This window comes from Nocardia nova (assembly GCF_002933465.1).
GTDB classification, from domain to species: domain Bacteria; phylum Actinomycetota; class Actinomycetes; order Mycobacteriales; family Mycobacteriaceae; genus Nocardia; species Nocardia nova_B.
This window is the reverse complement of record NZ_PSZE01000041.1, coordinates 1-21,763: the sequence shown is the minus strand read 5'-3', so window position 1 is coordinate 21,763 and position 21,763 is coordinate 1. Positions and strand designations below refer to the sequence as shown.

The following is a 21,763-nucleotide window of genomic DNA, read 5'->3' as shown; positions in this document are numbered from 1 at the left end:
CTGCGGCGTATCCGTGCCGTCCATGAAACGCGGCGATCGTGATCCATGAGCGCAGACCGGCCGCGAAAACCTTGTGGGCAAGAACTTCTCGCCTGTCCAACACTCGGTCGTTCGGCTGCCCCTTGAACCTTAGTGAACTGTCGCTGCTATGGATTGGATAGCAGCGGGAGCCGCGAGGGGGTGTGGTTCGGCTGTCAGAACGGAAAGCGCTGCTGCGACCTCTTGGAGGTTGGCTTTGACATAGGTAGCGGTGGTCCCCCCGGTTTTGCCAGAGTGTCCGGCGTATTCCCGTGCGACGGCGTAGCTGAAGGTGCGTTCGACCCAGGTCAGGGTGGTGTGCCGCAGCCAGTGCGTGGTGATGCCTTGGGTGGCGACCCAGGGGAGTTCTTGACCGACACGGCGCCACAGGTGGTCGTAGCGTCGATGGGTGATGGGATTGCCGTTGCGGTATCGCAGGAGTTGCTCGGATTGACGGCTGTGCCGTTCGCGGCAATGGGCGACGAGATGGTTCATCAGCGTGGGGGAGACAGGTTGCCAGCGGTCGGTTCCGTCCTTTTCTCGGAGATAGATCAGGCATTGTTCGATGTCGAGGTCGTGCGGGCGTAGTGCGAGGGCACCGCTTCGGCGGCAGGCAGTTTCAAGGTGCAGGCGCAGGAGTAGAGAGTCCAGGTCGGGATCGTTGCCAGTTGTCGCGGCGGTGTGGCAAATTTCGGTGAGTTGGTCGGAGGGGACCGCGTAGCGGTGGGACTTGCGGCGTGCAGGGAACGTGAGCTGGCGGGCGGGGTTGTCGCTGGGGCGGATCCACCCTCTGTCTTCGGCGTGCCGGTATATGCAGCGGACGGTCGAGATGAAGTGTTCGACGGCGCTGGTGCCGCCTCGCGAGGCCCTATTGGTGCGTGCGGTGGCGCGAATGGTGTGGGCCATGGCCTCGAGTTCAGGTTTGGTGACCCGGTCCAATCTGCGGTCGCCCCAGTGCGCTTCGAGTCGGTTGAGATGGGTTCCGTAGGTGCGTCGCGTGCCTGCTTCGAGGGTCGCACGAACCACCGGGATGATCTCGGCGAATGTGGGCACGGTCGTGGCGGGCGTGACGAGGTCTGCGGGGGACAGGCCCATCTGGTTGAGCAGCAGTCGTGCGGCGGCGATGGTGTCGCTCGTAGCGACTGCCGCGTTCGGAACGGCCATTTGTCACCGATCCAGAAGGGTCAATTGCGCGGACAGGACTCTGCCAACCGCAGCGGGCGGATGCACCAGGAGTTGTTTGCGACTCCGGCGTCCCATCAGTAGAACGCGCTGGCCGATGAGAAGGCCGACTCGGCGGCGCTGCCGGAACGGGATGCGGAAATAGCCGCCGGTGGTGACACGGACGGGTCCGTCGTCGGCTGGGGCGACCAATAGGACGCCGTCCAGGGGTTGTACGTGTAGGTGTGTTCCCGGCATCCAGTTGAGCGCCGTCATCACACCCCGGTCCAGGACTCTGCCGGCCTCGCCGAGAGTCGATACGCCGTACAGAATGTCGTCGTAGCGGATCGGTTGTGGCTCCACAGGTTTTGGCAGCGGGCCGCGAATCAGCTGTTCCAGCGGCGCCTGCGGGGGAATCAGCGGGGGGATCACCGTTGCCCCCGATCGTTCCAGGTGCCCGGCCGGGCAGGCGCGTCTGTCGTCGATCCTGGCGGATCTGGCAAGAATTGTCGCTGCTGGGTGCGCATTCCCCTGGTCACCTCCGTGTGTTCGAGTGCGCTCGAACACACGGCACGCAAATCAGGCAGATTTACCGGGAATCTGTGCGCGAGGGGGGACTTGAACCCCCACGTCCGAGGACACTGGAACCTAAATCCAGCGCGTCTGCCAATTCCGCCACTCGCGCGTGATGGTACGACCGTCCAAACTCTACCGGCCCGAGCGCGGATCGCGAAGCCGCGCGGGGTGTCGTGTACCCATGGGTAACACGAACTGGGATTATAACGATTTGGCAACTCTCAATATGAGGAACCCTCAACTTTCTGACTTCCGAGTAACGCTGCCACCTGGGGCTTCAAACATGAGGGTGGGTCAGGTTTAGAGAATTCTTGTACGTTCGTACCGAAATACTCGACAGTAGGGGTGCGGGGGTCGGGGAACGTGAGGCTTTCCTCATGATTTTGTGCGAACCTGAGGCTTCGTCAGGCCCTCAGGGGTGAGGGACGCCTGTGCACGCAAGAGCGGGCCCCGCGGGGGTGAGCCGCCACGAGAAGGAAGTCGATACGTCTTGACGATCAACGAACGCACCGGGGCCGGAACGAACGCGAAGGTCGCTGGGGGAGCTTCGGATACGGGTATCAAGTCGTCGCTGCTGGATCGCCTGCTCGGTGGTGAGAAGTACGCGCTGGCCTTCGGTGGCCAGGGTGCGCAGTGGCTGCGGGAGCTGGAGGAGATCGGACGCGACAGCGCGCTCGAGCCCGAGTTGACCGCGCTCGTGCACGAGGCGGAGGCGCGGCTGGAACCGGTGGCCGCGCAGCTGCTGGTGGTCCGGCCCGTCGGCTTCGATCCGATCGCGTGGATGCTCGAGGACGAGCTCGCCGACGGCGAGGAAGGGGAGGAGTCGGCGGCGCCGTCCGCGCAGGCGCTGCGCTCCGCCGCGGTCTCGATGCCGGGTGTCTTCCTCGCGCAGGTCGCCGCGCTGCGGGCGCTGCGGATGCAGGGGCTGGATCCGGCCGAGCAGGCGCCGACCGGCATCATCGGTCACTCCCAGGGCCTGCTCGCCGCCGAGGCCGCGACCGCGCAGGGTGCTCGCGACGCGGAATTGCTCGCGCTGGCCCAATTGATCGGCGCGGCAGCCACACTGATCGCGCGCCGGCGCGGTCTCGTTCCGGTCGGCGACAAATCGCCGATGGTCGCGGTGTCCAATGTCGACCCCGACGAGCTGCGCGCGGTCGTCGCCGAGATGTCGGAAGGTGTGGACCCGAACGTCGCCGCGGTGGTGTCGATTCGTAACGGCCGCCGGCGTGCGGTGCTGTCGGGCACCGTGGCCCAGTTGGAGCGGGTGCGGCAGCGCTGCGCCGAGATCCACGCCGAGCAGAGCCGCGATCGCGATGCCAAGAAGCGCGGCGGCTCGGTGTTCGCCCCGGTCTTCGAGGATGTCCAGGTCGAGGTTGCTTTCCACCACCCCGCGCTGGCCGAAACCGTCGAGCTGGTGTCGGCCTGGGCCGCGCAGTGTGAGATCGACACCGAACTCGCCGCGCAGCTGGCCCGCAGCATTCTGGTCGACCCGGTGGACTGGGTGCAGATGGTCGACGACACCGTTTCCGATGGCGCGCAATGGATTCTGGATATCGGCCCGGGTGATCTGCTGAGCCGCCTGACCCAGGGGTCGCTCAAGGGCACCGGCGTGGGCATCGTCGCGGCCGCGACCCGGCCCGGTCAGCGCAGCCTCTTCACCCCGGGTGCGGCCCCGCAGGTCGCCCCGTCCTGGGACACGTTCGCGCCCAAGCCGATTCGTCTCCCCAACGGCCGTATCGTGGTCGAAACCGCCTTCACCCGCCTGACCGGCCGGTCGCCGATTCTGCTGGCCGGTATGACCCCGACCACCGTCGACGCGAAAATCGTTGCCGCCGCGGCGAATGCGGGTCACTGGGCGGAGCTGGCCGGTGGCGGCCAGGTGACCGAGCAGATCTTCGCCGATCGCGTCGCCGAGCTGAAGACCCTGCTGCAGCCCGGCCGGGCCGTGCAGTTCAACTCGCTGTTCCTCGACCCCTACCTGTGGAAGTTGCAGCTGGGCGGCAAGCGGCTGGTGCAGCGCTCCCGCACGGCCGGCGCCCCGTTCGACGGCGTGGTCGTGACCGCGGGCATCCCCGAACTCGACGAGGCCGTGGCGCTGATCGCCGAGCTGACCGAGGCCGGTATCACCCACGTCGCGTTCAAGCCCGGTACCGTCGCGCAGATCCGCGCGGTATTGCGCATCGCCGACGAGGTGCCGGACTACCCGGTGATCATGCACATCGAGGGTGGTCGCGCGGGTGGCCACCACTCCTGGGAGGACCTCGACGACCTGCTGCTCGAGACCTACGCCGAACTGCGCAGCCGCGCGAATGTCGTGGTCTGCGTCGGCGGCGGCATCGGCACGCCGGAGCGGGCCACCGAATACCTGACCGGCGAATGGTCGGTTTCCCACGGCTATCCGACAATGCCGCTGGACGGCGTGCTGGTCGGCACCGCGGCCATGGCCACCCTGGAGGCCACCACCGCGCCCGAGGTCAAGCAGCTGCTGGTCGACACCCCCGGAACCCCCGACTGGGTCGCCGCCGGGACCGCTACCGGCGGAATGGCTTCCGGCCGTAGCCAATTGGGCGCCGACATCCACGAGATCGATAACTCCGCCTCGCGGACCGGGCGTCTGCTCGACGAGGTCGCCGGCGACGCCGAGGCCGTGGCCGCGCGCCGCGACGAGATCATCGAGGCGCTCGACCGCACCGCGAAGCCGTACTTCGGTGATGTCGCCGGTATGACCTACCTGCGCTGGCTGGAGCGCTACGTCGAGCTCGCCGCGCTGCTGCCGGAACACCAGCGCGCCGGTCGCGACGGCTTCGACTGCGGCACCGACCTCGGCGACGCCATCGCCGACGCCACCCGCTCGGTCTGGGCAGATATCACCTGGCGAGATCGGTTCGCCGAGATGGTGCGTCGCGCCGAGGGCCGCCTCAACCCCGCCGACCGCGGTCGCATCCCGACCCTGTTCGACGACGACAGCGTCTTCGAACGGCCGGTGCATGTGATCTGCACGCTGAAGGAGCACTACCCGGCCGCCGCCGAGACCGTCCTGCACCCCGCCGATGTGCCGTTCTTCGTCTCGCTGTGCAAGACCCCTGGCAAGCCGGTCAACTTCGTGCCGGTCGTCGACGCCGACGTGCGCCGCTGGTGGCGCTCGGACTCGCTGTGGCAGGCCCACGACCCGCGCTACACCGCGGACCAGGTGTGCGTGATCCCCGGCACCGTCTCGGTCGCCGGCATCACCCGCGTCGACGAGCCGGTCGGTGAACTGCTCGACCGCTTCGAACAGGACACCGCCTACACGCTGATCCGCGGCGGCGTCACCCCCGCCGCCGTCGACGGCCGCCGCCGGGCCGACATCGGTTCCGGTGCCATCGACATCGTGCTGGCCGCACCGGACGTGCAGTGGGCCGGGCGTACCACTGCCAACCCGGTGCACCGGCTCGGCGATCTGCACGAGTGGACCGTCGACCCCCAGGGCGCGGTACACCGGCCGACCGGCGCCACCCTGGTTCCCGCGACCGGCCCGGACGCCGACAACGCCTACGTGGAACTGACAGTCCCGCTCTCGCCGGCGAACGAGGTTCGGATCCGGATCACGGTTCCCGCTTCGGTCTACAACGGTGGCGCGCCGGTGGTGACCGAAGCCGATGCCGAGACCGCGATGTCGGCCCTGCTGGCCGTGGCCGCCGGGCAGGCGCTGCCGGAGGTCAAGTCCGCCAACGGTATTCATGTCGCGCATGTGAATCTGGCCTGGACGCCCGATATGGTCGCCGACCACGCCGGTGTGACCGGCTCGGGTCTGCCGGAGGGCCTCAGCACCATCGGCCGCCGGGTTCCCGACGTGCTGGTCGGCGCCTGCTGGCCGGCCGTGTTCGCCGTGCTGGGCGCGAGCCGTGCCGAGGGCGAGAACGGAAGCGTCAGCAGTGTTATCGAGGGCATGCTGGATCTGGTGCACCTGGACCACCAGGTCGACCTGGTGCGTGAGCTGCCCGGTGATCCGGCGGTGCTCAGCGTTCGCGCGGAATCCGCGTCGGTGACCGACACCGATCTGGGGCGCGTCGTCGAGGTGCGGGTCACCGTCGGCGTCATGCGCGATCACGGTCTGGAGACGCCGACCGTCGCAACGCTGGTGGAACGCTTCGCGATTCGCGGCCGCAACGGCAGCAACGAGCTCACCGATCCGCCGCGCGCGGCCGGGACCGTGTCCGAAGAGGCCACCGAAACCCCGCGCCGTCGTCGTCGCGACGTCACGCTCACCGCGCCGCGGGCTATGGCCGCCTTCGCCGAGGTCTCCGGCGACCACAACCCGATCCACACCAGCAATGCCGCCGCCAAACTCGCGGGCCTGGGCAGCCCCATCGTGCACGGCATGTGGCTGTCGGCCGCGGCCCAGCACGCGGTGTCGGCCGTGGATCCCGAATCTCCGCTGCCCGCACGCACTGTCACCGCCTGGACCACCCGATTCCTCGGTATGGTCCGGCCGGGCGCGCAGATCGATGTGCGCGTCGAGCGGATCGCCGTCGACCGCGGCTGCGAGATCGTCGAGGTGTCCTGCCGGACCGGCGGTGATCTGGTGATGACCGCGACCGCCCGGCTCGCGGCCCCCAAGACCGTCTACGCCTTCCCCGGTCAGGGCATCCAGACCAAGGGGATGGGCCTGGACGCCCGGTCGCGGTCGAAGGCGGCCAAGCAGGTGTGGGATCGCGCCGACAAGCACACCCGGGAAGCTCTGGGCTTCTCGATCCTCGCCGTGGTGCGTGACAACCCGACCTACCTCAAGGCGCGGGGCGTGGAATACCGGCACCCGCAGGGTGTTCTGCATCTGACCCAGTTCACTCAGGTCGCGATGGCCACCCTGGGCGTCGCCCAGGTCGCCGAACTGCGCGAGGCGGGCGCCTTCGTCGAGGGCGCGATGCTGGCCGGCCATTCGGTCGGTGAGTACAACGCGCTGGCTGCGGTCGCGGGCGTCCTGCCGTTGGAGGCCGTCCTGGAGGTCGTGTTCCAGCGTGGATCGGCCATGCACGAGCTGGTGCCCCGGGATACGCAGGGCCGCAGCGACTATCGGATGGCCGCCATTCGCCCGTCGCAGATCGGGTTGCCCGACGCCGAGGTGATCGACTTCGTCGCCGGTGTCGGCGAGCGCGTCGGGGAGTTCCTCGAGGTGGTGAACCTGAACCTGCGCGGTTCGCAGTACGCGATCGCCGGTACGGTCGCCGGGCTCGAGGAGCTGGAAGCCGAGATCGAGCGTCGCCGTGCGGAATTCGGCGGTAAGCGCGCCTTCGTGCTGGTGCCCGGAATCGACGTGCCGTTCCACTCGACGGTGCTGCGCAAGGGCGTGCCCGAGTTCCGGAACAGGCTCGAGGAGCTACTGCCGGAGAACCTGCATCCGGAAATCCTTGCCGGGCGCTACATTCCGAACCTGGTGCCGCGGCCGTTCTCGTTGGAGCGTGACTTCATCGCCGAGATCGCCGACTACGTGCCGTCGGAGCCGCTGCGCGCGGTGCTCGACGACTTCGAGTCGTGGGCCTCGCGTCCGCAAGAACTGTGCCGGGTGGTGCTGATCGAGCTGCTGGCCTGGCAGTTCGCCAGCCCGGTGCGCTGGATTGAGACTCAGGATCTGCTGTTCAGCGACACCGGACGCGGTGGCCTCGGCGTGGAACGGTTCGTCGAGATCGGCCTGGCGGCGACGCCGACCGTGGCGAACCTGGCGAGCAACACCCTGAAGTTGCCGCAGTACTCCGCCACCAAGGTCGAGGTGCTCAACATCGAGCGCGAGGCCGGCGTGGTGTACTCCACCGATACCGATCCGGCGCCCATCGACGAGCCGGAAGAGACTGTGGCCGCGGCGGTTCCGGCCGAGACGGCCGCCGCGGCCGCCCCGGCACCGGCTCCGGTCGCCGCCTCCGGTGGTCCCCGCCCCGACGACATCACCTTCACGGCCGCCGACGCCACCCGCGTGCTGATCGCGCTGTGGACCAAACTGCGGCTGGACCAGATCGGTCCCGTGGACACCATCGAGGCGCTGTGCGACGGTGTCTCCTCGCGGCGCAATCAGCTGCTGGTCGACCTCGGCTCCGAGCTGTCGCTGGGTGCGATCGACGGCGCCGCGGATGCCGATATGGGCGCGCTGTCGGCCACCGTCGACCGCCTGGCCCGCACCTACAAGCCGTTCGGCTCGGTGCTGTCCGACGCCATCGGCGACCACCTGCGCAAGGTGTTCGGTCCCTCGGGTAAGCGCCCGGCGGCGATCACCGATCGAGTGACGAAAGTGTGGCAGCTCGGCGACGGCTGGGCCCACCACGTCACCGCCGAGGTGTCGCTGGGCACTCGCGAGGGCGCCAGCGTGCGCGGCGGGGATCTCGGTGGCCTGGTCTCCGGCGCGTTGAGCGACGGCGCCGCGGTGGATGCCGCGATCGACGCCGCCGTGCAGGCCGTGGCCGCGCGCCGCGGAATCAGCGTCGCGCTGCCGGCCGCCGGTGGTGGCGGTGGCGCCACGGTCGACGCGGCCGCCCTCGGTGAATTCACCGAGCAGATCACCGGTCGCGACGGTGTGCTGGCGACCGCCGCCCGGGTGGTGCTCGAGCAGCTGGGTCTCACCGACCAGGTGTCGGCGCCGGAGGCGAGCGACGAATCGCTGGTGGACCTGGTCTCGGCGGAATTGGGTTCGGACTGGCCGCGTTTGGTGGCTCCGGCCTTCGACGCCCGCAAGGCCGTGCTGATCGACGACCGCTGGGCCACCGCCCGAGAGGATCTGGCCACTCTGTGGCTGGGCGGCTCGGGCGAGGACACGGTCGACAGTTTCACCGGAGCCGGTAAGGCCGTTGCCGCGCAGGCGCAGTGGTGGCGCAAACTTGCTATGGGCGAAGCACGTTCGGTGCTGGCACATACCTATGAACGGATCGCCGAGGCGGCCGTGAGCACCGACGAGGGTGTCTGGTCCGCCGACACCGCGGTGATCACGGGCGCGAGCAAGGGGTCCATCGCGGCCTCGATCGCAGGCCGGCTGCTCGCCGGGGGCGCGACCGTCATCCTCACCACGTCCAAGCTCGACGACGACCGCCTTGCCTTCTACAAGCAGCTTTACCGCGAGCACGCTCGCGCGGGAGCCGCGCTGTGGGTGGTGCCGGCGAATATGGCCTCCTACTCCGATATCGACGCGCTGATCGACTGGGTCGGCAACGAGCAGACCGACAACGCCGGTGGCGCGAAGGTTCTCGTGAAGCCCGCGATGACCCCGACGTTGCTGCTGCCGTTCGCCGCCCCGCGGGTGGCCGGCGATCTGGCCGATGCCGGCGCGCGCGCCGAAATGGAGATGCGGGTCCTGCTGTGGTCGGTGGAACGCCTGATCGGCGGTCTGTCCGCCCTCGGCGCCGACCACGACGTGGACGCGAAACTGCATGTGGTGCTTCCGGGTTCGCCGAACCGCGGCATGTTCGGCGGCGACGGCGCCTACGGCGAGTCGAAGGCCGCGCTGGATGCGGTGATCGCCAAGTGGCGGGTGGAGAAGTCGTGGGCGCAGCGCGTCACCATGGTGCACGCGATGATCGGCTGGGTGCGCGGCACCGGCCTGATGGGGCATAACGATCCGCTGGTCGCGGCCGTCGAGAAGGCTGGTGTGCACACCTGGTCGACCCAGGAGATGGCCGACGAGCTGCTCAAGTGGTGCACCTCGCGGGCCCGCGCGGTCACCGCCACCGGACCGCAGCAGATCGACCTCACCGGCGGACTGGCCGGGGCGAAGCTGGATCTGTCCGCACTGGCCGAGGATGTCGAGCGCGAGCCGGAGGCCGTCGCCGACGAGCGGGCGACAGTCCCTGCGCTGCCGGTGCCGCCCACGCTCACCTCGGCGCTGCCGACTCCCGAATGGGGCGCTGTCACCGCCGATCTCGCCGATATGGTCGTGATCGTCGGCGCCGGCGAGCTCGGGCCCTACGGTTCCGCGCGCACGCGCTTCGAGATGGAGGTCGCCGACGAGCTGTCCGCGGCCGGCGTCCTGGAACTGGCGTGGACCACCGGTCTGGTCACCTGGGAGAACGACCCGAAGCCGGGCTGGTACGACGTCGAAAGCGGCGAGTACGTCGAGGAATCGGAGCTGGCCGAGCGCTACCACGACGCGGTGGTGCAGCGCTGTGGCATCCGCCGCTACGGCGACGACGGTTCCATGATCGACAACGCGGCGCCGCTGCTCACCTCGGTCTTCCTCGACCGGGATCTGAGCTTCGTGGTCAACAGCGAGGCCGAGGCGCGCGCGTTCTACGCCGCCGATCCGGAGCACACCGTGATCAGCCCGGTCGCCGATTCGAGCGACTGGCAGGTGATTCGCCAGGCGGGCACCGAGATTCGGGTGCCGCGCAAGGCCAAGCTGTCGCGCACCGTCGGCGGCCAGATCCCCGAGGGCTGGGATCCGACCCGCTGGGGCATCTCGCCGGATATGGCGAGTTCGGTCGACCGGGTGGCGCTGTGGAACATCGTCTGCACCGTCGACGCGTTCCTGTCCAGCGGCTTCAGCCCCGCCGAGCTGATGAGCTGGGTGCACCCGGCGATGGTGACCAACACCCAGGGCACCGGTATGGGCGGTATGTCGTCGATGCGCTCGCTCTACATCGACAACCTGCTCGGTGAGCCGCGGGCCAACGACATCCTGCAGGAGGCGTTGCCGAACGTCGCACTGGCGCATGTGGTTCAGTCCTACGTCGGCAGCTACGGCGGCATGATCCACCCGGTAGCGGCGTGTGCGACCGCGGCGGTGTCGGTCGAAGAGGGCGTCGACAAGATCCGGCTCGGCAAGGCCGAGGTCGTGGTTGCCGGTGGTTACGACGATCTCGGTATCGAGGGCATCGTGGGCTTCGGTGACATGTCGGCGACCGCGGATTCGGCGGCCATGAGCGCCAAGGGCATCAGCGACCGCTACTTCTCCCGGGCCAACGACCGCCGCCGCGGCGGATTCGTCGAATCCCAGGGTGGCGGAACGGTTCTGCTGGCCCGCGGTGACATCGCCGCGGAGTTCGGGCTGCCGGTTCTCGGTGTGGTCGCGTTCGCGCAGTCCTTCGCCGACGGCGTGCACACCTCGATCCCGGCTCCCGGACTGGGCGCGCTCGGCGCGGGTCGTGGCGGTGCGGAATCGCGGCTGGCCGCCGAACTGCGCAAGCTGGGCGTGACTCCGGACGAAATCGCGGTGATCTCCAAGCACGACACCTCCACCGCCGCCAACGATCCCAACGAATCGGAGCTGCACGAGCGGCTGGCCGGCGCGCTGGGGCGGTCCGAAGGCGCACCGATGTTCGTGATTTCGCAGAAGTCGCTGACCGGTCACGCCAAGGGCGGTGCGGCCGCCTTCCAGCTGATCGGGCTGTGCCAGGTGCTGGAGCAGGGCGTGATTCCGCCGAACCGCAGCCTCGACTGTGTCGACGAGAAGATGGCCGAGTACCCGCACCTGGTGTGGCCGCGGCAGCCGCTGCGGTTCGGGGATCGGTTCGCGCTCAAGGCCGGTCTGGTGACCTCGCTCGGGTTCGGGCACGTCTCCGGCCTGCTGGCGGTCGTGCATCCGCAGGCCTTCGTCGAGGCGCTCGATCCGCAGCGTCGCGACGACTACCTGCGCCGCGCCGAGGAACGCCGGCTCGCCGGTCGGCAGCGGCTGGTCGAGGCGATGTGCGGTGGTGAACCGCTCTACGAGCGGCCCGCCGACCGCCGACTCGGTCGCGACGGCACTCCGGCCAAGCAGATTCGTCAGCTCGAGGCAGACGTGCTGCTCTCGGCGGAGGCCCGCCTGGGCGCCGAGGGGCTGTATCTGGCCCACGGCTCCTGCGGCACAGGCGAACTGGCCGGTAACCGGGAGGCCGAGAAGTAGGACGATCGGGCCCGGGAAGTAACAACTCCCGGGTAACGATCCGCCGATATCGATGATGGCTCGCCGAATCCGTATGCTGCGGATTCATGACCATCCTCGGTATCGGCCTGGATCTGGTGACCATCTCCGATTTCGCCGAACAACTCGAACGGGCCGGAACCACCATGCTCCGGGAGAGTTTCACCGCGGGTGAGCGGCGTTACTGTCAGAGCAAGGGCACCGATCCGGCCCGCAGTTTCGCGGCGCGGTGGGCGGCCAAGGAGGCCGTGCTCAAAGCATGGGCCACCTCCCGGTTCGCTCGTCGCCCGCAGATCGGTGACAATCCGTATCCGCTCATCGAAGTGGTGAACGACGCCTGGGGCCGGCCCAGCATAAAATTGCACGGCCTGGCAGCGGAATTCCTGCCGCGGGTGCGGGTGCACCTGTCGATCACGCACGACGGAGATACGGCCGCCGCGATGGTCGTCCTCGAGGATCCGGGCGAACTGGCCGATCTGATCGAAAACCCCTGAGGCAGTAGGGGCTCCGGTAGCCCGAGTCGGCCCGTCGCTCCTGCGAAGGCCGGAACCGGCGACGTCTCGCTCACACGTCCCCGGTTCCGCCCTTCGTCGGAGCGACGGGAAGCCCCGTCTGCGACCGGCGCGGGTCGCGCGATCAGGACGTCGTATCGCGTTGTCCGGTGCGCGATTCCTTCTCCGCGATCAGCAGGTACGCGACCATGAGCCGTTTGAGTTCGGCCACGGCCGCCTCGTGGCTGAGCCCGTCCTGTACCGAGAAATTCAGCATCGAATACACCACGTGCACCAGCACCTGCGCCATCATCGAGCGGCGCCCGCGCGGGGTGCGCGGCATCAGCGGCCGCAGCATCTGCTGCACCGCCTCGGCGAATTCCTTCTCGTGGATGGCGCCGGTGGCGCGAGTCGACGGGGTCGACTGCATGGCCAGCCACACCTCGCGCCGCGACGGATCGGTCATCCACAGTTCCGCGAGGTGGTCGACGAGTTTGTTCATATGCCGCAGCCAGTCCATCGACGGAATTTCGCCGTGGAAGTCGGCCAGCTCCTGGGAAACGGCCACCAGATCTTGCCGATTCAATTCGCAGACGATGACGTATTTGTTGGCGAAAAACTGATACAGCGTGCCGATCGGCACCTCGGCGCGGGCGGCGACCTCCTCGCAGGTGAACGATTCGAATCCGACCTCGACCAATAGTTCGCGCGATGATTGCAGTAGCGCATCGAATTTGCGCTTACTACGTTCCTGGGTGGGCCGCCGGCGCGGCATCAACTCTTGTGGGTCGTCCTGCAACTCCAACGCCGGATCAGGACGCCGGTTCGACCTCGGTGCCGTGCGCGCTTCCACCACATCCACCAGGCTAGCGGTAGCGACACGCGGATGACACACGGTGCCGACTTCCGTACCCGCGATTCGGTCCGGTTCATAACCCATCCAAGCCGGATGTGGTGACGAACACATACCGAGTAGATCTACATCGGCGGGGGTGTGTCGATTTTCGATCATTCTCGCTGCGGCGTTGAACCGCTGCTCGGCGCGGCTTCTCCGGCGCGGTTCCTGCACACGGAAGGCTTGATCTGTGGTGGTTCGACCTGTGGTGACTCTCGGTGCTTCGATCGCTCGCGACTGCGTGGACGCGGTGGCTCTGCGCGACGGAAGCGCGAAGCTGACCGACCGGGTGCTCGCGCACCATGCGGCCGAACTGGGCGCCGCGTCGCCGGCCGGATTGCCCGGATTGATCGAATCGCTGCTCGACGGGCTCGCCGCGCGGATCGGCGCGGAGTACGAGATCGCCGGGGCGGCCGTGACCTATCGCGATGCCGCGGGCCGGCGGGCGGTCGTCACCGGCTTGGCTTCCGGGCCGTGGTACGAGGCCTCGCTGGTCTCGGCCAAGTCGGCGCATCTGGCGCTGGCCCGCGCGATGACCTGGGCGAGCGAATTCGACCATCTGCTGATCTGCGAGCTGACCCCGGGATACCAAGGCTTTTCGCTGATTTCGCCGCATCGCGACCGCGTGGTCGCGGCCACGGCGACCGCCGCCGGTATCGTCTCGGAGGGCTCGGTGCGGATGGGCATCGCCGCCGCCTGGGATCAGCTGGATGCGGCTGGTGTGCGGCCCAGCGCCGTCGTCGCGATCGGTTCGTCCGCGGAGCAGCCGGCGCTCGCCGCGGTGTTGTCGGCGGGTTTCAACGCGCCGGTGATTCCGTGCGCGGTGGCGGAGGCCGGGTCGGCGATCGGTGCGGCACTCGTGGTGCAGCCGGAGGCGTTCGTCGCGGAAACGGGGGAACGGGCACGGGTATCACGCAATTCGGTCGCGGTCGTCGCCGCGGCGAGCGTGCTGGCCGGCGGTCTGACCATCGGCGGCGTGCACGAGCTCACCGACCATCCGCGCTCGGATGCCACCACCCGCCTCGCCGACGCCCGCAACGCGCAGCCGAGCCGGGGGCCGCGCCACGCACGTCCGGAACCCGGCCTGCCGGCGGTGGATTCGATTCCGGAATTGCCGGTCGACGGTCCCGCCGATCAGCCGTCATCGGGTCCGCGGCATGCCGCACCGGATCCGTCCGACGCCGATCCGGCCGCGGCGGGCTGGAGTCCGGACGGCTCCTGGCTGGGCGTGCGCGGTTCGGGTCCGGCGGGTGAACCGAAGCGCCTGGCCAAGGAGGATCCGCAGCCGGATTCGGCGCAACCGCAGACGAAGTCGGTGATTCCCGCTCCGACCGAACCGGTCGGAGCGCCCAACGGCTCGCTGCTGTTTCCGGGCGAGTCGGCGCCGCCGCAGCTCGGTACCGCCGAATTCAACGAGTGGTGGGACAACCACTGGCGGCTGACCCTGCGCTGGATGGTCGCGATGATGCCGCAGCGTGACTGAACGCCGCGAAGCACCCGCGAGGGGCCCGGGACGATCGTCCCGGGCCCCTCGCCTCGTCTACGGCCGGGTCCGCGCTACACCGACAGGTCGCGGCGCAGCTTCGCCACATGCCCCGTCGCGCGCACGTTGTACTGCGCCACCTGGATGACGCCCTGCTCGTCGACCAGGAAGGTGGAGCGGATGACGCCGGTGATGCGCTTTCCGTACATCGTCTTCTCACCGTAGGCGCCCCATTCCTGGAGCACTTCGCGCTCGGGATCGGAGAGCAGCGGGAAGGTCAGCTTCTCGTTGTCCCGGAACTTCGCCAGCTTCGCGGGTTTGTCGGGGGAAATGCCGATGACGTCGAGCCCGGCCTCGTTCAACTCGGCTAGGTTGTCGCGGAAGTCGCACGCCTGTTTGGTGCAACCGGGCGTACTGGCGGCCGGGTAGAAGTAGACGATCACCTTGCGGCCGCGGTAGTCCGCCAGCGACACCGGCTTACCGTCGGCGTCGGGCAGCGTGAAATCCGGCGCGGGATCGCCGGGGCCGAGTTTTTTGGTATCGGTCATGCCAGCACGGTAGCCCACCGATGTGACAACGGACGCGACATCGGTGGCGGCGGATAGACTCGACGGCCAGCGACCTACCGGAACGACAACAGGAGACAATGTGGCGAGGGATACCGAGCACATCGAGCGGGAGATCGAAGCCGCGCGCAATCGGCTCGCGGGCACACTCGACGAGCTCGCGGTGCGGGCGGACCCGCAGCGGATCGCCGACAACACCAAGAAGGCCGTGGTGGAGAAGGTGAACGAGCCGAAGGTGAAGTACAGCCTGATCGGCGCGGGCGCTCTGGTCGGCGTGTTGGTGCTGATCAAGATCTTCCGCCGCTGACGCCGCAGAAACGAGGGAACCCGGTGTGACACAGGGTCACACCGGGTTCTTTTTCGTCTGCGGCGCGTGCCGCGGGGATCAGACGGTCGGGCAGGCCATACCGGTGCCGTCGGGATCCAGATGCGGCGAATAGCCGGGCTCACCACGGAACAGCGGGGCGCGACCCGCCGCCCGGGCCTCGTCACAGTTCTTGAACGTGCCTCCCGCCGAACCCGTCTGGGTCAGCCCCGCCGAGCCGGTGGCACCGATGGCGTCGTCGATACCCGACGATCCGGTACCGGCGGAACCGGTGGGAACAAAACCGTCGGCCATGGCGGACGGGGCGGTGAGGACGATCGGGGCGGCGAGGGTGATCAAGCCCGCGCCGGTCACGATTAGCCTGCGAACGTTCATGTATTCCTCGATGTCAGCTGCGGTTGATACGGCGGACCGGCCGCACTCCCCGCAGTGGCAGGGCCGGAACCGCCGAGTCTACTGTTCTGATGGCGACCGCCGTTGTCAACCGCACGGCCGAGAGCCGCTTATTCACCCAGGCGGCGGCCCGTCATATGTTCCGCCGGAATATGTCCCATTCGTCCGGCCTCGAAATCCGTTATGGCGTCGATGATTTCCTGTTTGGAATTCATCACGAACGGACCGTATTGCGCGACCGGTTCACGAATGGGCGCGCCGCCCAGCAGGAGTACCTCGAACTGACCGGTGGGTCCATCCTGGTGGTCGTCGGCGGTCAGTGCGACGGCCTCGCCGTGGCCGAGCACCGCCAGTTGCCCCTCGGTGAGGGTGCGGCCCTCGTCGCCGACGGTGCCGCTACCGGCCAGCACGTACGCCATCGCGGTGAACTCCTGCGGCCACGGCGTTTCCAGCCGCGCGCCGGGGCTGATCGATGCGTGCGCGTAGGCGATGGGCGTATAGGTCGAGCCGGGACCCTCGTATCCGCCGATGTTTCCGGCGATGATGCGCACGAGTGCGCCGCCGTCGTGGGAGGTGACCAGTGTCAGCTCGCTCGCGCGCAGATCCTGGTAGCGCGGGTCCGCCATCTTCAGCGACCGCGGCAGGTTGACCCACAGCTGCACGCCGTGGAATACGCCGCCGGAGATCACCAGGTCCTCGGCGGGAAGTTCGTCGTGCAGGATGCCCGAGCCGGCGGTCATCCATTGGGTGTCGCCCTCGGCGATCGTTCCGCCACCGCCGTTGGAATCGTGGTGGACCATGGTGCCGTCGATCATGTAGGTGACGGTTTCGAAACCGCGGTGCGGATGCCACGGGGCGCCCTTGGCCTGGTAGGGCTCGTAGGCGACCGGGCCCATGTGATCGAGCAGGATGAACGGATCGGCGGTGCGCACATCGAGGCTCGGGAAGGGCCGGCGCACCTCGAATCCGGCGCCCTCGAGCTGTTTGTGGGCGGTGGTCACGGTCCGGACCGGCCGTTGCCGCATGGTCTGCTCCGGGCGGGGCAGTCGCGGCAGCACCAGGATGTCGTCGACGGTGATCGCGGGCATGATGTCCTCCTAGGCCGGTTGGTGTCCATGTCAACCAAATACTCGGTAGGATCATTCCCATGGTGCGGTGGCTGGACGAACAAGAACAACAGGCCTGGTCTGCGTACATCCGACTGCGTCAGCGTCTCGACGCCGCGATGGCCGCCGGACTCGCAAGCGACGGGCTGTCGGTCTCCGATTACGAAATTCTGGTGGCGCTGTCCGCCGCGCGCGAGGGAAGTGTGCGCGCCCGCGATCTCGCGGCGCAGATCTGCTGGGACAAGAGCCGGCTGTCGAAGCATCTGGCGCGGATGGACAAGCGCGGGCTGGTCGTGCGGAGTCCGGCCGCCGACGATGCGCGCGGCAGGCTGATCTGTCTCACCGACTCCGGTCGCCGGGCGCTCGAACGGGCCGCGCCCCGCCATGTCGAATTGGTGCGACGGCTGTTCGTCGACCAGTTGACCGATGTGGAGGCAATGGCGTTGCGATCGCTGGCGGACAAGGTGAGTGCGCGTGCCGAGAGCGACTCGGGTATGCCGCCGGCGAGTGATGCCGCTGCGCAACCGGGTTGAGACGCACACCGGATTGTCGTCCGAGTTTTCCCGTACCGAGGCTCCGAAGTCGCCGCGGCCGGTTCGATGCTCGCGGTTTGTTCCGTCCCGGACGCGGCATTCACCTGTCTTCGTCGCCATCCGGCCGGTCGAATTGCGTCCGCTTCCAGTCGCCGAACGGTTCGTCGCGTTCCCGCACCGCCTCCCGGAAACCCACAGTGGCCGAGCGCAATTGGAACGCATACCCTTCGCGCGTGTGGCGGGAGACGCCGTCGAAGACGGTGCTCACCATGCCCGAATTCGCGACGCCCTGGGCCAGCAGTGAGCTGTTGAGTGCCAATTTCGCCATGATCAGCTGATTGACCGGTATGCGCGAAATCCGTTGCAGCAGTTGCTCAGTACGCTCATCGAGCTCGTCCGCCGGACAGGACTCCACGGCCAGGCCCCACTCCTCGGCCTGTTTGCCGCTGAGGCAGTCGCCGGTGAACAGCAGCCGCTTGGCCCGCTGGTCGCCGAGCCGGTGCGCCCACATCCCCGCGGCCGGAATGCCCCACACCCTGGTAGGGGGATAGCCGATCTTGGTGTCGTCGGCGCAGATGATCTGGTCGCAGAACAGGGCGATGTCGGTGCCGCCCGCGACCGCGAAACCGTGTAGTTTGGCGACCGTCGGCTTGTTCGCGTGCAACAGGCTGGAGAAGCCGCGGTTGAACCGGCTCATCATCTGATAGTCGACCATAGGATCCCATGTGCCCCAGGGGTTGTGGTTGCGGGCCTGCACTACCGGGTCGAGAACGGTTCCGGTCGTGGGTTGGGCCGACACGGTGGGGGACAGGCCGTTCTCCGCGAAAATCGACAGGTCGTAGCCGCCGCAGAATCCCTTGCCGCGCCCGGAAACCACCATCACGTGCACGCGCGGATCCAGGTCGGCGCGCTCGACCGCGTGCGCGAGTTCGATCGGAGTATCGGCGGTGATGGCATTGCCGTGCTCGGGCCGGTCGAACGTGATGCGTGCGATCCGGCCGGTCACCTCGTAGGTGAGGGTGCGATAAACCGGGCCCTGCTCCGGTTCGGGTCGGCCGGCGAACGGCGAGTCCTCGCCGCTGGTCAGGTCCTCGCGCCAGGCTGCGGGCCGGGTGCCGGAGTGGTGCACGTCGTCGGTCACCCAAGAAGTGAACTCCAGTTCACTTCTTACTGTCAAGGGGTGCGGCCGATCGCCGGGCGGGAGCAGGTTGCGACGTGTGGGGCGCGGCGGGCCGGTGGGTCAGGGGGCCGGTTTTCCGCCGTCGACGAGCCAGGGCGTCACCGGCGGCTTGATCCACAGAATCTTCTCGTCCGTGTGATCGCGTTGCGTGGCAGGGTGATTCGGGTTGCGGGCAGCCCAGGCATCCTTCTCGTCGAGCAGCCGCGCGACCAATGCCCACGTTTCGTCGGTGCTGGGCGGATTGGTGTCGGCGGCCCGCGCGAGTTTGCGGCGCGTGGCTGCCGGGATCGTCGCGAGTTCGGTGCCGGAGATTCCGCGCTGCCACAGATAGGCCGCGAGCCGTCGCGCCTTCTCGGCGCGACCCTTACTGGCGTGGTCGGTATGTGCGTAGTCGGCCATATCGGTTCCCGATCGCGAACGGATGCCCATGAGCCTAGCCACATCCCCGCAGAGCGGGACTGGAGGATCCATTCCGGCCGCTAGTCGGCATGATCGGCCCTGCGCAGCGTGGCGCGCCGCAACAACCGATCCGCGCGGCCGCCACCGGTCGGCAGGTGCGCCGGCGTGACCATGAGCCGCTCGGACGGCACGGCCCCGCGCCGGCCGCCGGTTCCGTGGTCTTCCGCACTCGGTTACGGCGCGGTCCCGCCCGCCGACGGGTCGGTTCCCCGGAAGAACTCGCGGATGTCCCGGAGTGTCGGCCCCTCATCCAGGATGTCGGAGAGGTCGGGTTGGTCGTCCAGGTCGGCCGCGACCGACGCCGCGGCCGCCTCGCTCTGCCTGCGAGCACGGCGGGCGGCCTCCTGCGTCGCCTCCACGATGGTGCGGACGAGCTCCGCCGCCGGCTTGCGCAACGCGGCGGCCGACAGCGACAGATCGGTGAGAACGCCGCCGGCGTCGACGGTCGCGGCGACCGATCCGTCGGCGGAATCGGCTTGCACGCGAACGCTTTCCAGCTGCTGGTGGATCTCGGCGAGCCGGGAGTGCTGTTGCTCGTAGGAGTCGAGCAGCCGTTCGACCTGGTTACGCAGTCCGTTGTTGGCCGACCGCAGGGCCTCGCGCCGCCACCGGTCCATATCGGTGTCCTCTTCGATGTCGTGTCACTGTCGCAACGACGGCATTTTCCTCCGGCCGGCGCGGGCGGAACGCGCGGTCTTCTCTGTGGTGGGAGGAGGCGGGGAACGCACAAACCCCACCCGAACTCGGATGGGGTTTGCGGGTTGTGAGCCATCAGGGACTCGAACCCTGAACCCGCTGGTTGAGAGTTCCTGTCAACGTGCTGGTAGTACTCATTTCTTGGTGTTGGTATGTGGTTCCGGGGTTGAGTTTATGGCCATCGACGTCCCTGTGTGCCTTGCATGTTCGGTCACGGAATCGCGTACTGTTCCCCGGAAACTTTGGGGTTGTTTTGGGATGGGCCGAGTCGGTGCCACTCCCGCGTAAGAATCCAATTCGGTGCCACCATCGGGTCCGGTGCATTTGGGGCTGCGTCGCAGATTGGGCCGGTCAGCGGTGGTCGTGCACCGAGCCCATGCCGGCGGTGTGCCCAGATCCGCCCCGGACTCGACCGCGCCGTCGCCTGGCACGCGAGATCCGCGCCTCCGGTGTCGCGGTCACCCTGGTCGTGCACGAACACAAGCGCCTCGGCCGCGGCATCGAACTCGCGTGTCCAGTGCTGCGGAGGACGCCCGCATCCTCACCTACTCTTCCCACATTTGATAACGACACCCAACATCCGCCGACGGCCCCAGCCCACCGCCAAGAGCTGGGGCCGCCGCCCAAAGGCGCAGACTCGGCAAGATACTCACGGTTTGGGCCGCAAGCTACAGTTGGCACCGATAGTGGTGTCGAAAAGAAGGGGGCGCACGTGGGTGCACGTTTCCAAGTCGCGTGGACCAAGCAGATCATCACCCTCCTGCCCAAGGCCATGCAGGCCGTCGGCTACGCCCTCGCTGCGCCGCCGAAGGTAGGGCCGACCAACAATGTCGCGTGGACGAAGCTGTCATTTCACCCCGCCCAGGCTCCGATACCGGGGATGACCCGCGTGATTGACGCCTACATCGAGCGGCAACGGGACGGTGGTCTGAGCCTGTCGGGCACCGCGCGTATCGGCGGGTCAGTGGCGGTGGAGGAACTCATGCGGGATCTCCCCGGCGAGGGACTAGAATTGAAGCGCGGTGACATTGATACCGGACTCTTTGAGCTGCTCGATGATGCGAAGACGTTTCCGATCATGATTTACGCCGATGTTGTCGATGACGCGGTCGCTGATTTCATGGCGTGTGTTCGTGGCCCGGTACGGGCATGGTTCGACAAACGATCCACCTTTCCCGCCCTGCTGCAGACCGCGCGCGAGCCTACTACCGTGCCCTGGGAGACCAATCCGGATCCGACGCTGCTGCGCGGCACCCTCCTGTTGTGCATTCTCAATGACCGGGCATCGGATGCGGCGGCGTTGATGGATTGGTACCTGCATCGTGAACAGCTTCACCAGTGGGATTCCCTGGCTGATGCCACCACGTTCGATACCGCGCTGCGGGAGCGGTTTCCTGAATATGCGACGGCACGAAAAGCGAAGTAGCTGACACGTGTCCGGTTCTCGGTTCAGTGTGACTAATTTGGCAGTGATTCGAACTGGGAGCCGACAACGGGATGTGCTGTGTCTTCGCGCAACCTAGTGAACCGTCACGGGTTTGGGGCCGCTTCCAGTCTTGTGGAAGATGGTTCCCATCATGTCGAAGCGTTACCCGCCTGAGGTTCGTGAGAAGGCCGTGCGTCTGGTCTTGGAACGACTCGATGAGTTCGAGTCCCCGTATGCTGCCGCTCGTGCGATCGGCCCGCTGGTGGACGTGCATTACGAGACATTGCGGGTATGGGTGAAAAAGGCCCTCGCGCAGGGCTCCCGACCGGGCGCAAAGGTCGGAACCGAGCTGTCGTCGGCTGAGCGTGACGAGCTCGCACGACTGCGGAAAGAAGTGCGAGATCTCAAGCAGTCCAACGAGATACTGAAGTTGGCCTCAGCTTTCTTCGCGCGGGAACTCGACCCGCGACACTGGCCTGTCCCCGATGGATGAGACCGCTTGGTATTAGAGTCCTGTTGGCCCTGCAAGGGGCTGGAAGGGACGATGAGAGATATGGCTGGTCGGAAGCGGCATTCCGCGGAGGACATCGTGCGCAAGC

Annotated in this window: 16 protein-coding genes and 1 tRNA gene; 7 read left to right on the top strand and 10 right to left on the bottom strand. The window is 67.7% G+C overall.

Features of this window, described 5'->3' with window-relative positions; translation table 11 throughout:
* Positions 1-129 precede the first annotated feature (129 nt).
* The 3 genes from C5E41_RS30655 to C5E41_RS30645 form a co-directional block, all read right to left on the bottom strand.
* Positions 130-1,182 (bottom strand): tyrosine-type recombinase/integrase, encoded by a 1,053-nt coding sequence (locus tag C5E41_RS30655; protein ID WP_104379188.1) that lies wholly within the window; start codon positions 1,180-1,182, stop codon positions 130-132.
* Between the two features lie 3 nt (positions 1,183-1,185).
* Entirely contained in the window at positions 1,186-1,611 is a 426-nt protein-coding gene (locus C5E41_RS30650; protein ID WP_104379187.1) for a hypothetical protein, read from the bottom strand.
* Between the two features lie 171 nt (positions 1,612-1,782).
* Positions 1,783-1,864, bottom strand: a tRNA-Leu gene (locus C5E41_RS30645).
* 381 nt (positions 1,865-2,245) lie between these two features.
* On the opposite strand from C5E41_RS30645, the gene C5E41_RS30640 reads away from it, so the two are divergent.
* Positions 2,246-11,593 (top strand): type I polyketide synthase, encoded by a 9,348-nt coding sequence (locus C5E41_RS30640; protein WP_104379186.1) that lies wholly within the window; start codon positions 2,246-2,248, stop codon positions 11,591-11,593.
* A gap of 86 nt (positions 11,594-11,679) precedes the next feature.
* Complete coding sequence (gene acpS / locus C5E41_RS30635; protein WP_030517926.1) at positions 11,680-12,105, top strand: holo-ACP synthase AcpS; 426 nt, start codon at positions 11,680-11,682, stop codon at positions 12,103-12,105.
* A gap of 142 nt (positions 12,106-12,247) precedes the next feature.
* On the opposite strand, the gene C5E41_RS30630 is transcribed toward acpS, so the two are convergent.
* Complete coding sequence (locus tag C5E41_RS30630; protein ID WP_439956412.1) at positions 12,248-12,877, bottom strand: TetR family transcriptional regulator; 630 nt, start codon at positions 12,875-12,877, stop codon at positions 12,248-12,250.
* A gap of 325 nt (positions 12,878-13,202) precedes the next feature.
* Here C5E41_RS30630 and C5E41_RS30625 point away from each other — a divergent pair, with 325 nt between their 5' ends.
* On the top strand, positions 13,203-14,480 hold the full coding sequence (locus tag C5E41_RS30625) for a hypothetical protein (RefSeq protein WP_104379185.1): 1,278 nt from the start codon (positions 13,203-13,205) through the stop codon (positions 14,478-14,480).
* A 74-nt stretch (positions 14,481-14,554) separates the two neighbouring features.
* On the opposite strand, the gene bcp is transcribed toward C5E41_RS30625, so the two are convergent.
* Positions 14,555-15,028, bottom strand: coding sequence for a thioredoxin-dependent thiol peroxidase (gene bcp, locus C5E41_RS30620; RefSeq protein WP_104379184.1), 474 nt, complete (start codon positions 15,026-15,028; stop codon positions 14,555-14,557).
* A 100-nt stretch (positions 15,029-15,128) separates the two neighbouring features.
* On the opposite strand from bcp, the gene C5E41_RS30615 reads away from it, so the two are divergent.
* The gene (locus C5E41_RS30615; RefSeq protein WP_104379183.1) at positions 15,129-15,353 is read left to right on the top strand and encodes a DUF3618 domain-containing protein; all 225 of its coding nucleotides are present in this window, start codon (positions 15,129-15,131) and stop codon (positions 15,351-15,353) included.
* Positions 15,354-15,431: 78 nt separating this feature from the next.
* Here C5E41_RS30615 and C5E41_RS30610 read toward each other — a convergent pair whose 3' ends face one another.
* A complete protein-coding gene (locus C5E41_RS30610; protein WP_063015339.1) occupies positions 15,432-15,746 on the bottom strand; it encodes an excalibur calcium-binding domain-containing protein in 315 nt (104 codons plus the stop codon).
* Between the two features lie 128 nt (positions 15,747-15,874).
* Entirely contained in the window at positions 15,875-16,852 is a 978-nt protein-coding gene (locus tag C5E41_RS30605) for a pirin family protein (protein WP_104379182.1), read from the bottom strand.
* 59 nt (positions 16,853-16,911) lie between these two features.
* On the opposite strand from C5E41_RS30605, the gene C5E41_RS30600 reads away from it, so the two are divergent.
* Complete coding sequence (locus C5E41_RS30600) at positions 16,912-17,403, top strand: MarR family winged helix-turn-helix transcriptional regulator (protein ID WP_104379181.1); 492 nt, start codon at positions 16,912-16,914, stop codon at positions 17,401-17,403.
* A gap of 100 nt (positions 17,404-17,503) precedes the next feature.
* Here C5E41_RS30600 and C5E41_RS30595 read toward each other — a convergent pair whose 3' ends face one another.
* The 3 genes from C5E41_RS30595 to C5E41_RS30585 form a co-directional block, all read right to left on the bottom strand.
* Positions 17,504-18,544: a crotonase/enoyl-CoA hydratase family protein gene (locus tag C5E41_RS30595; RefSeq protein ID WP_104379180.1), complete on the bottom strand. Its 1,041-nt coding sequence runs from the start codon at positions 18,542-18,544 to the stop codon at positions 17,504-17,506.
* A 99-nt stretch (positions 18,545-18,643) separates the two neighbouring features.
* Positions 18,644-18,982 carry a hypothetical protein gene (locus C5E41_RS30590; protein WP_104379179.1) on the bottom strand — a complete coding sequence of 113 codons (339 nt, stop codon included), beginning with the start codon at positions 18,980-18,982 and terminating at the stop codon, positions 18,644-18,646.
* A gap of 233 nt (positions 18,983-19,215) precedes the next feature.
* A complete protein-coding gene (locus C5E41_RS30585) occupies positions 19,216-19,659 on the bottom strand; it encodes a YbaB/EbfC family nucleoid-associated protein (protein WP_104379178.1) in 444 nt (147 codons plus the stop codon).
* Between the two features lie 791 nt (positions 19,660-20,450).
* Here C5E41_RS30585 and C5E41_RS34250 point away from each other — a divergent pair.
* Together C5E41_RS34250 and C5E41_RS30575 are read left to right on the top strand one after the other, a co-directional pair.
* Entirely contained in the window at positions 20,451-21,164 is a 714-nt protein-coding gene (locus tag C5E41_RS34250) for a hypothetical protein (protein WP_181063501.1), read from the top strand.
* Positions 21,165-21,315: 151 nt separating this feature from the next.
* Positions 21,316-21,657 (top strand): transposase, encoded by a 342-nt coding sequence (locus C5E41_RS30575; RefSeq protein WP_181063500.1) that lies wholly within the window; start codon positions 21,316-21,318, stop codon positions 21,655-21,657.
* The last annotated feature ends 106 nt before the right edge of the window (positions 21,658-21,763 follow it).

Excerpts from the sequence above, each read along its gene's own strand:
- C5E41_RS30655 (WP_104379188.1), bottom strand. The coding sequence starts at position 1,182 with ATGGCCGTTCCGAACGCGGCAGTCGCTACGAGCGACACCATCGCCGCC.
- acpS (WP_030517926.1), top strand. The coding sequence starts at position 11,680 with ATGACCATCCTCGGTATCGGCCTGGATCTGGTGACCATCTCCGATTTC.
- C5E41_RS30630 (WP_439956412.1), bottom strand. The coding sequence starts at position 12,877 with ATGCCGCGCCGGCGGCCCACCCAGGAACGTAGTAAGCGCAAATTCGAT.
- bcp (WP_104379184.1), bottom strand. The coding sequence starts at position 15,028 with ATGACCGATACCAAAAAACTCGGCCCCGGCGATCCCGCGCCGGATTTC.
- C5E41_RS30610 (WP_063015339.1), bottom strand. The coding sequence starts at position 15,746 with ATGAACGTTCGCAGGCTAATCGTGACCGGCGCGGGCTTGATCACCCTC.
- C5E41_RS30605 (WP_104379182.1), bottom strand. The coding sequence starts at position 16,852 with ATGCCCGCGATCACCGTCGACGACATCCTGGTGCTGCCGCGACTGCCC.
- C5E41_RS30600 (WP_104379181.1), top strand. The coding sequence starts at position 16,912 with ATGGTGCGGTGGCTGGACGAACAAGAACAACAGGCCTGGTCTGCGTAC.
- C5E41_RS30590 (WP_104379179.1), bottom strand. The coding sequence starts at position 18,982 with ATGGCCGACTACGCACATACCGACCACGCCAGTAAGGGTCGCGCCGAG.
- C5E41_RS30585 (WP_104379178.1), bottom strand. The coding sequence starts at position 19,659 with ATGGACCGGTGGCGGCGCGAGGCCCTGCGGTCGGCCAACAACGGACTG.
- C5E41_RS30575 (WP_181063500.1), top strand. The coding sequence starts at position 21,316 with ATGTCGAAGCGTTACCCGCCTGAGGTTCGTGAGAAGGCCGTGCGTCTG.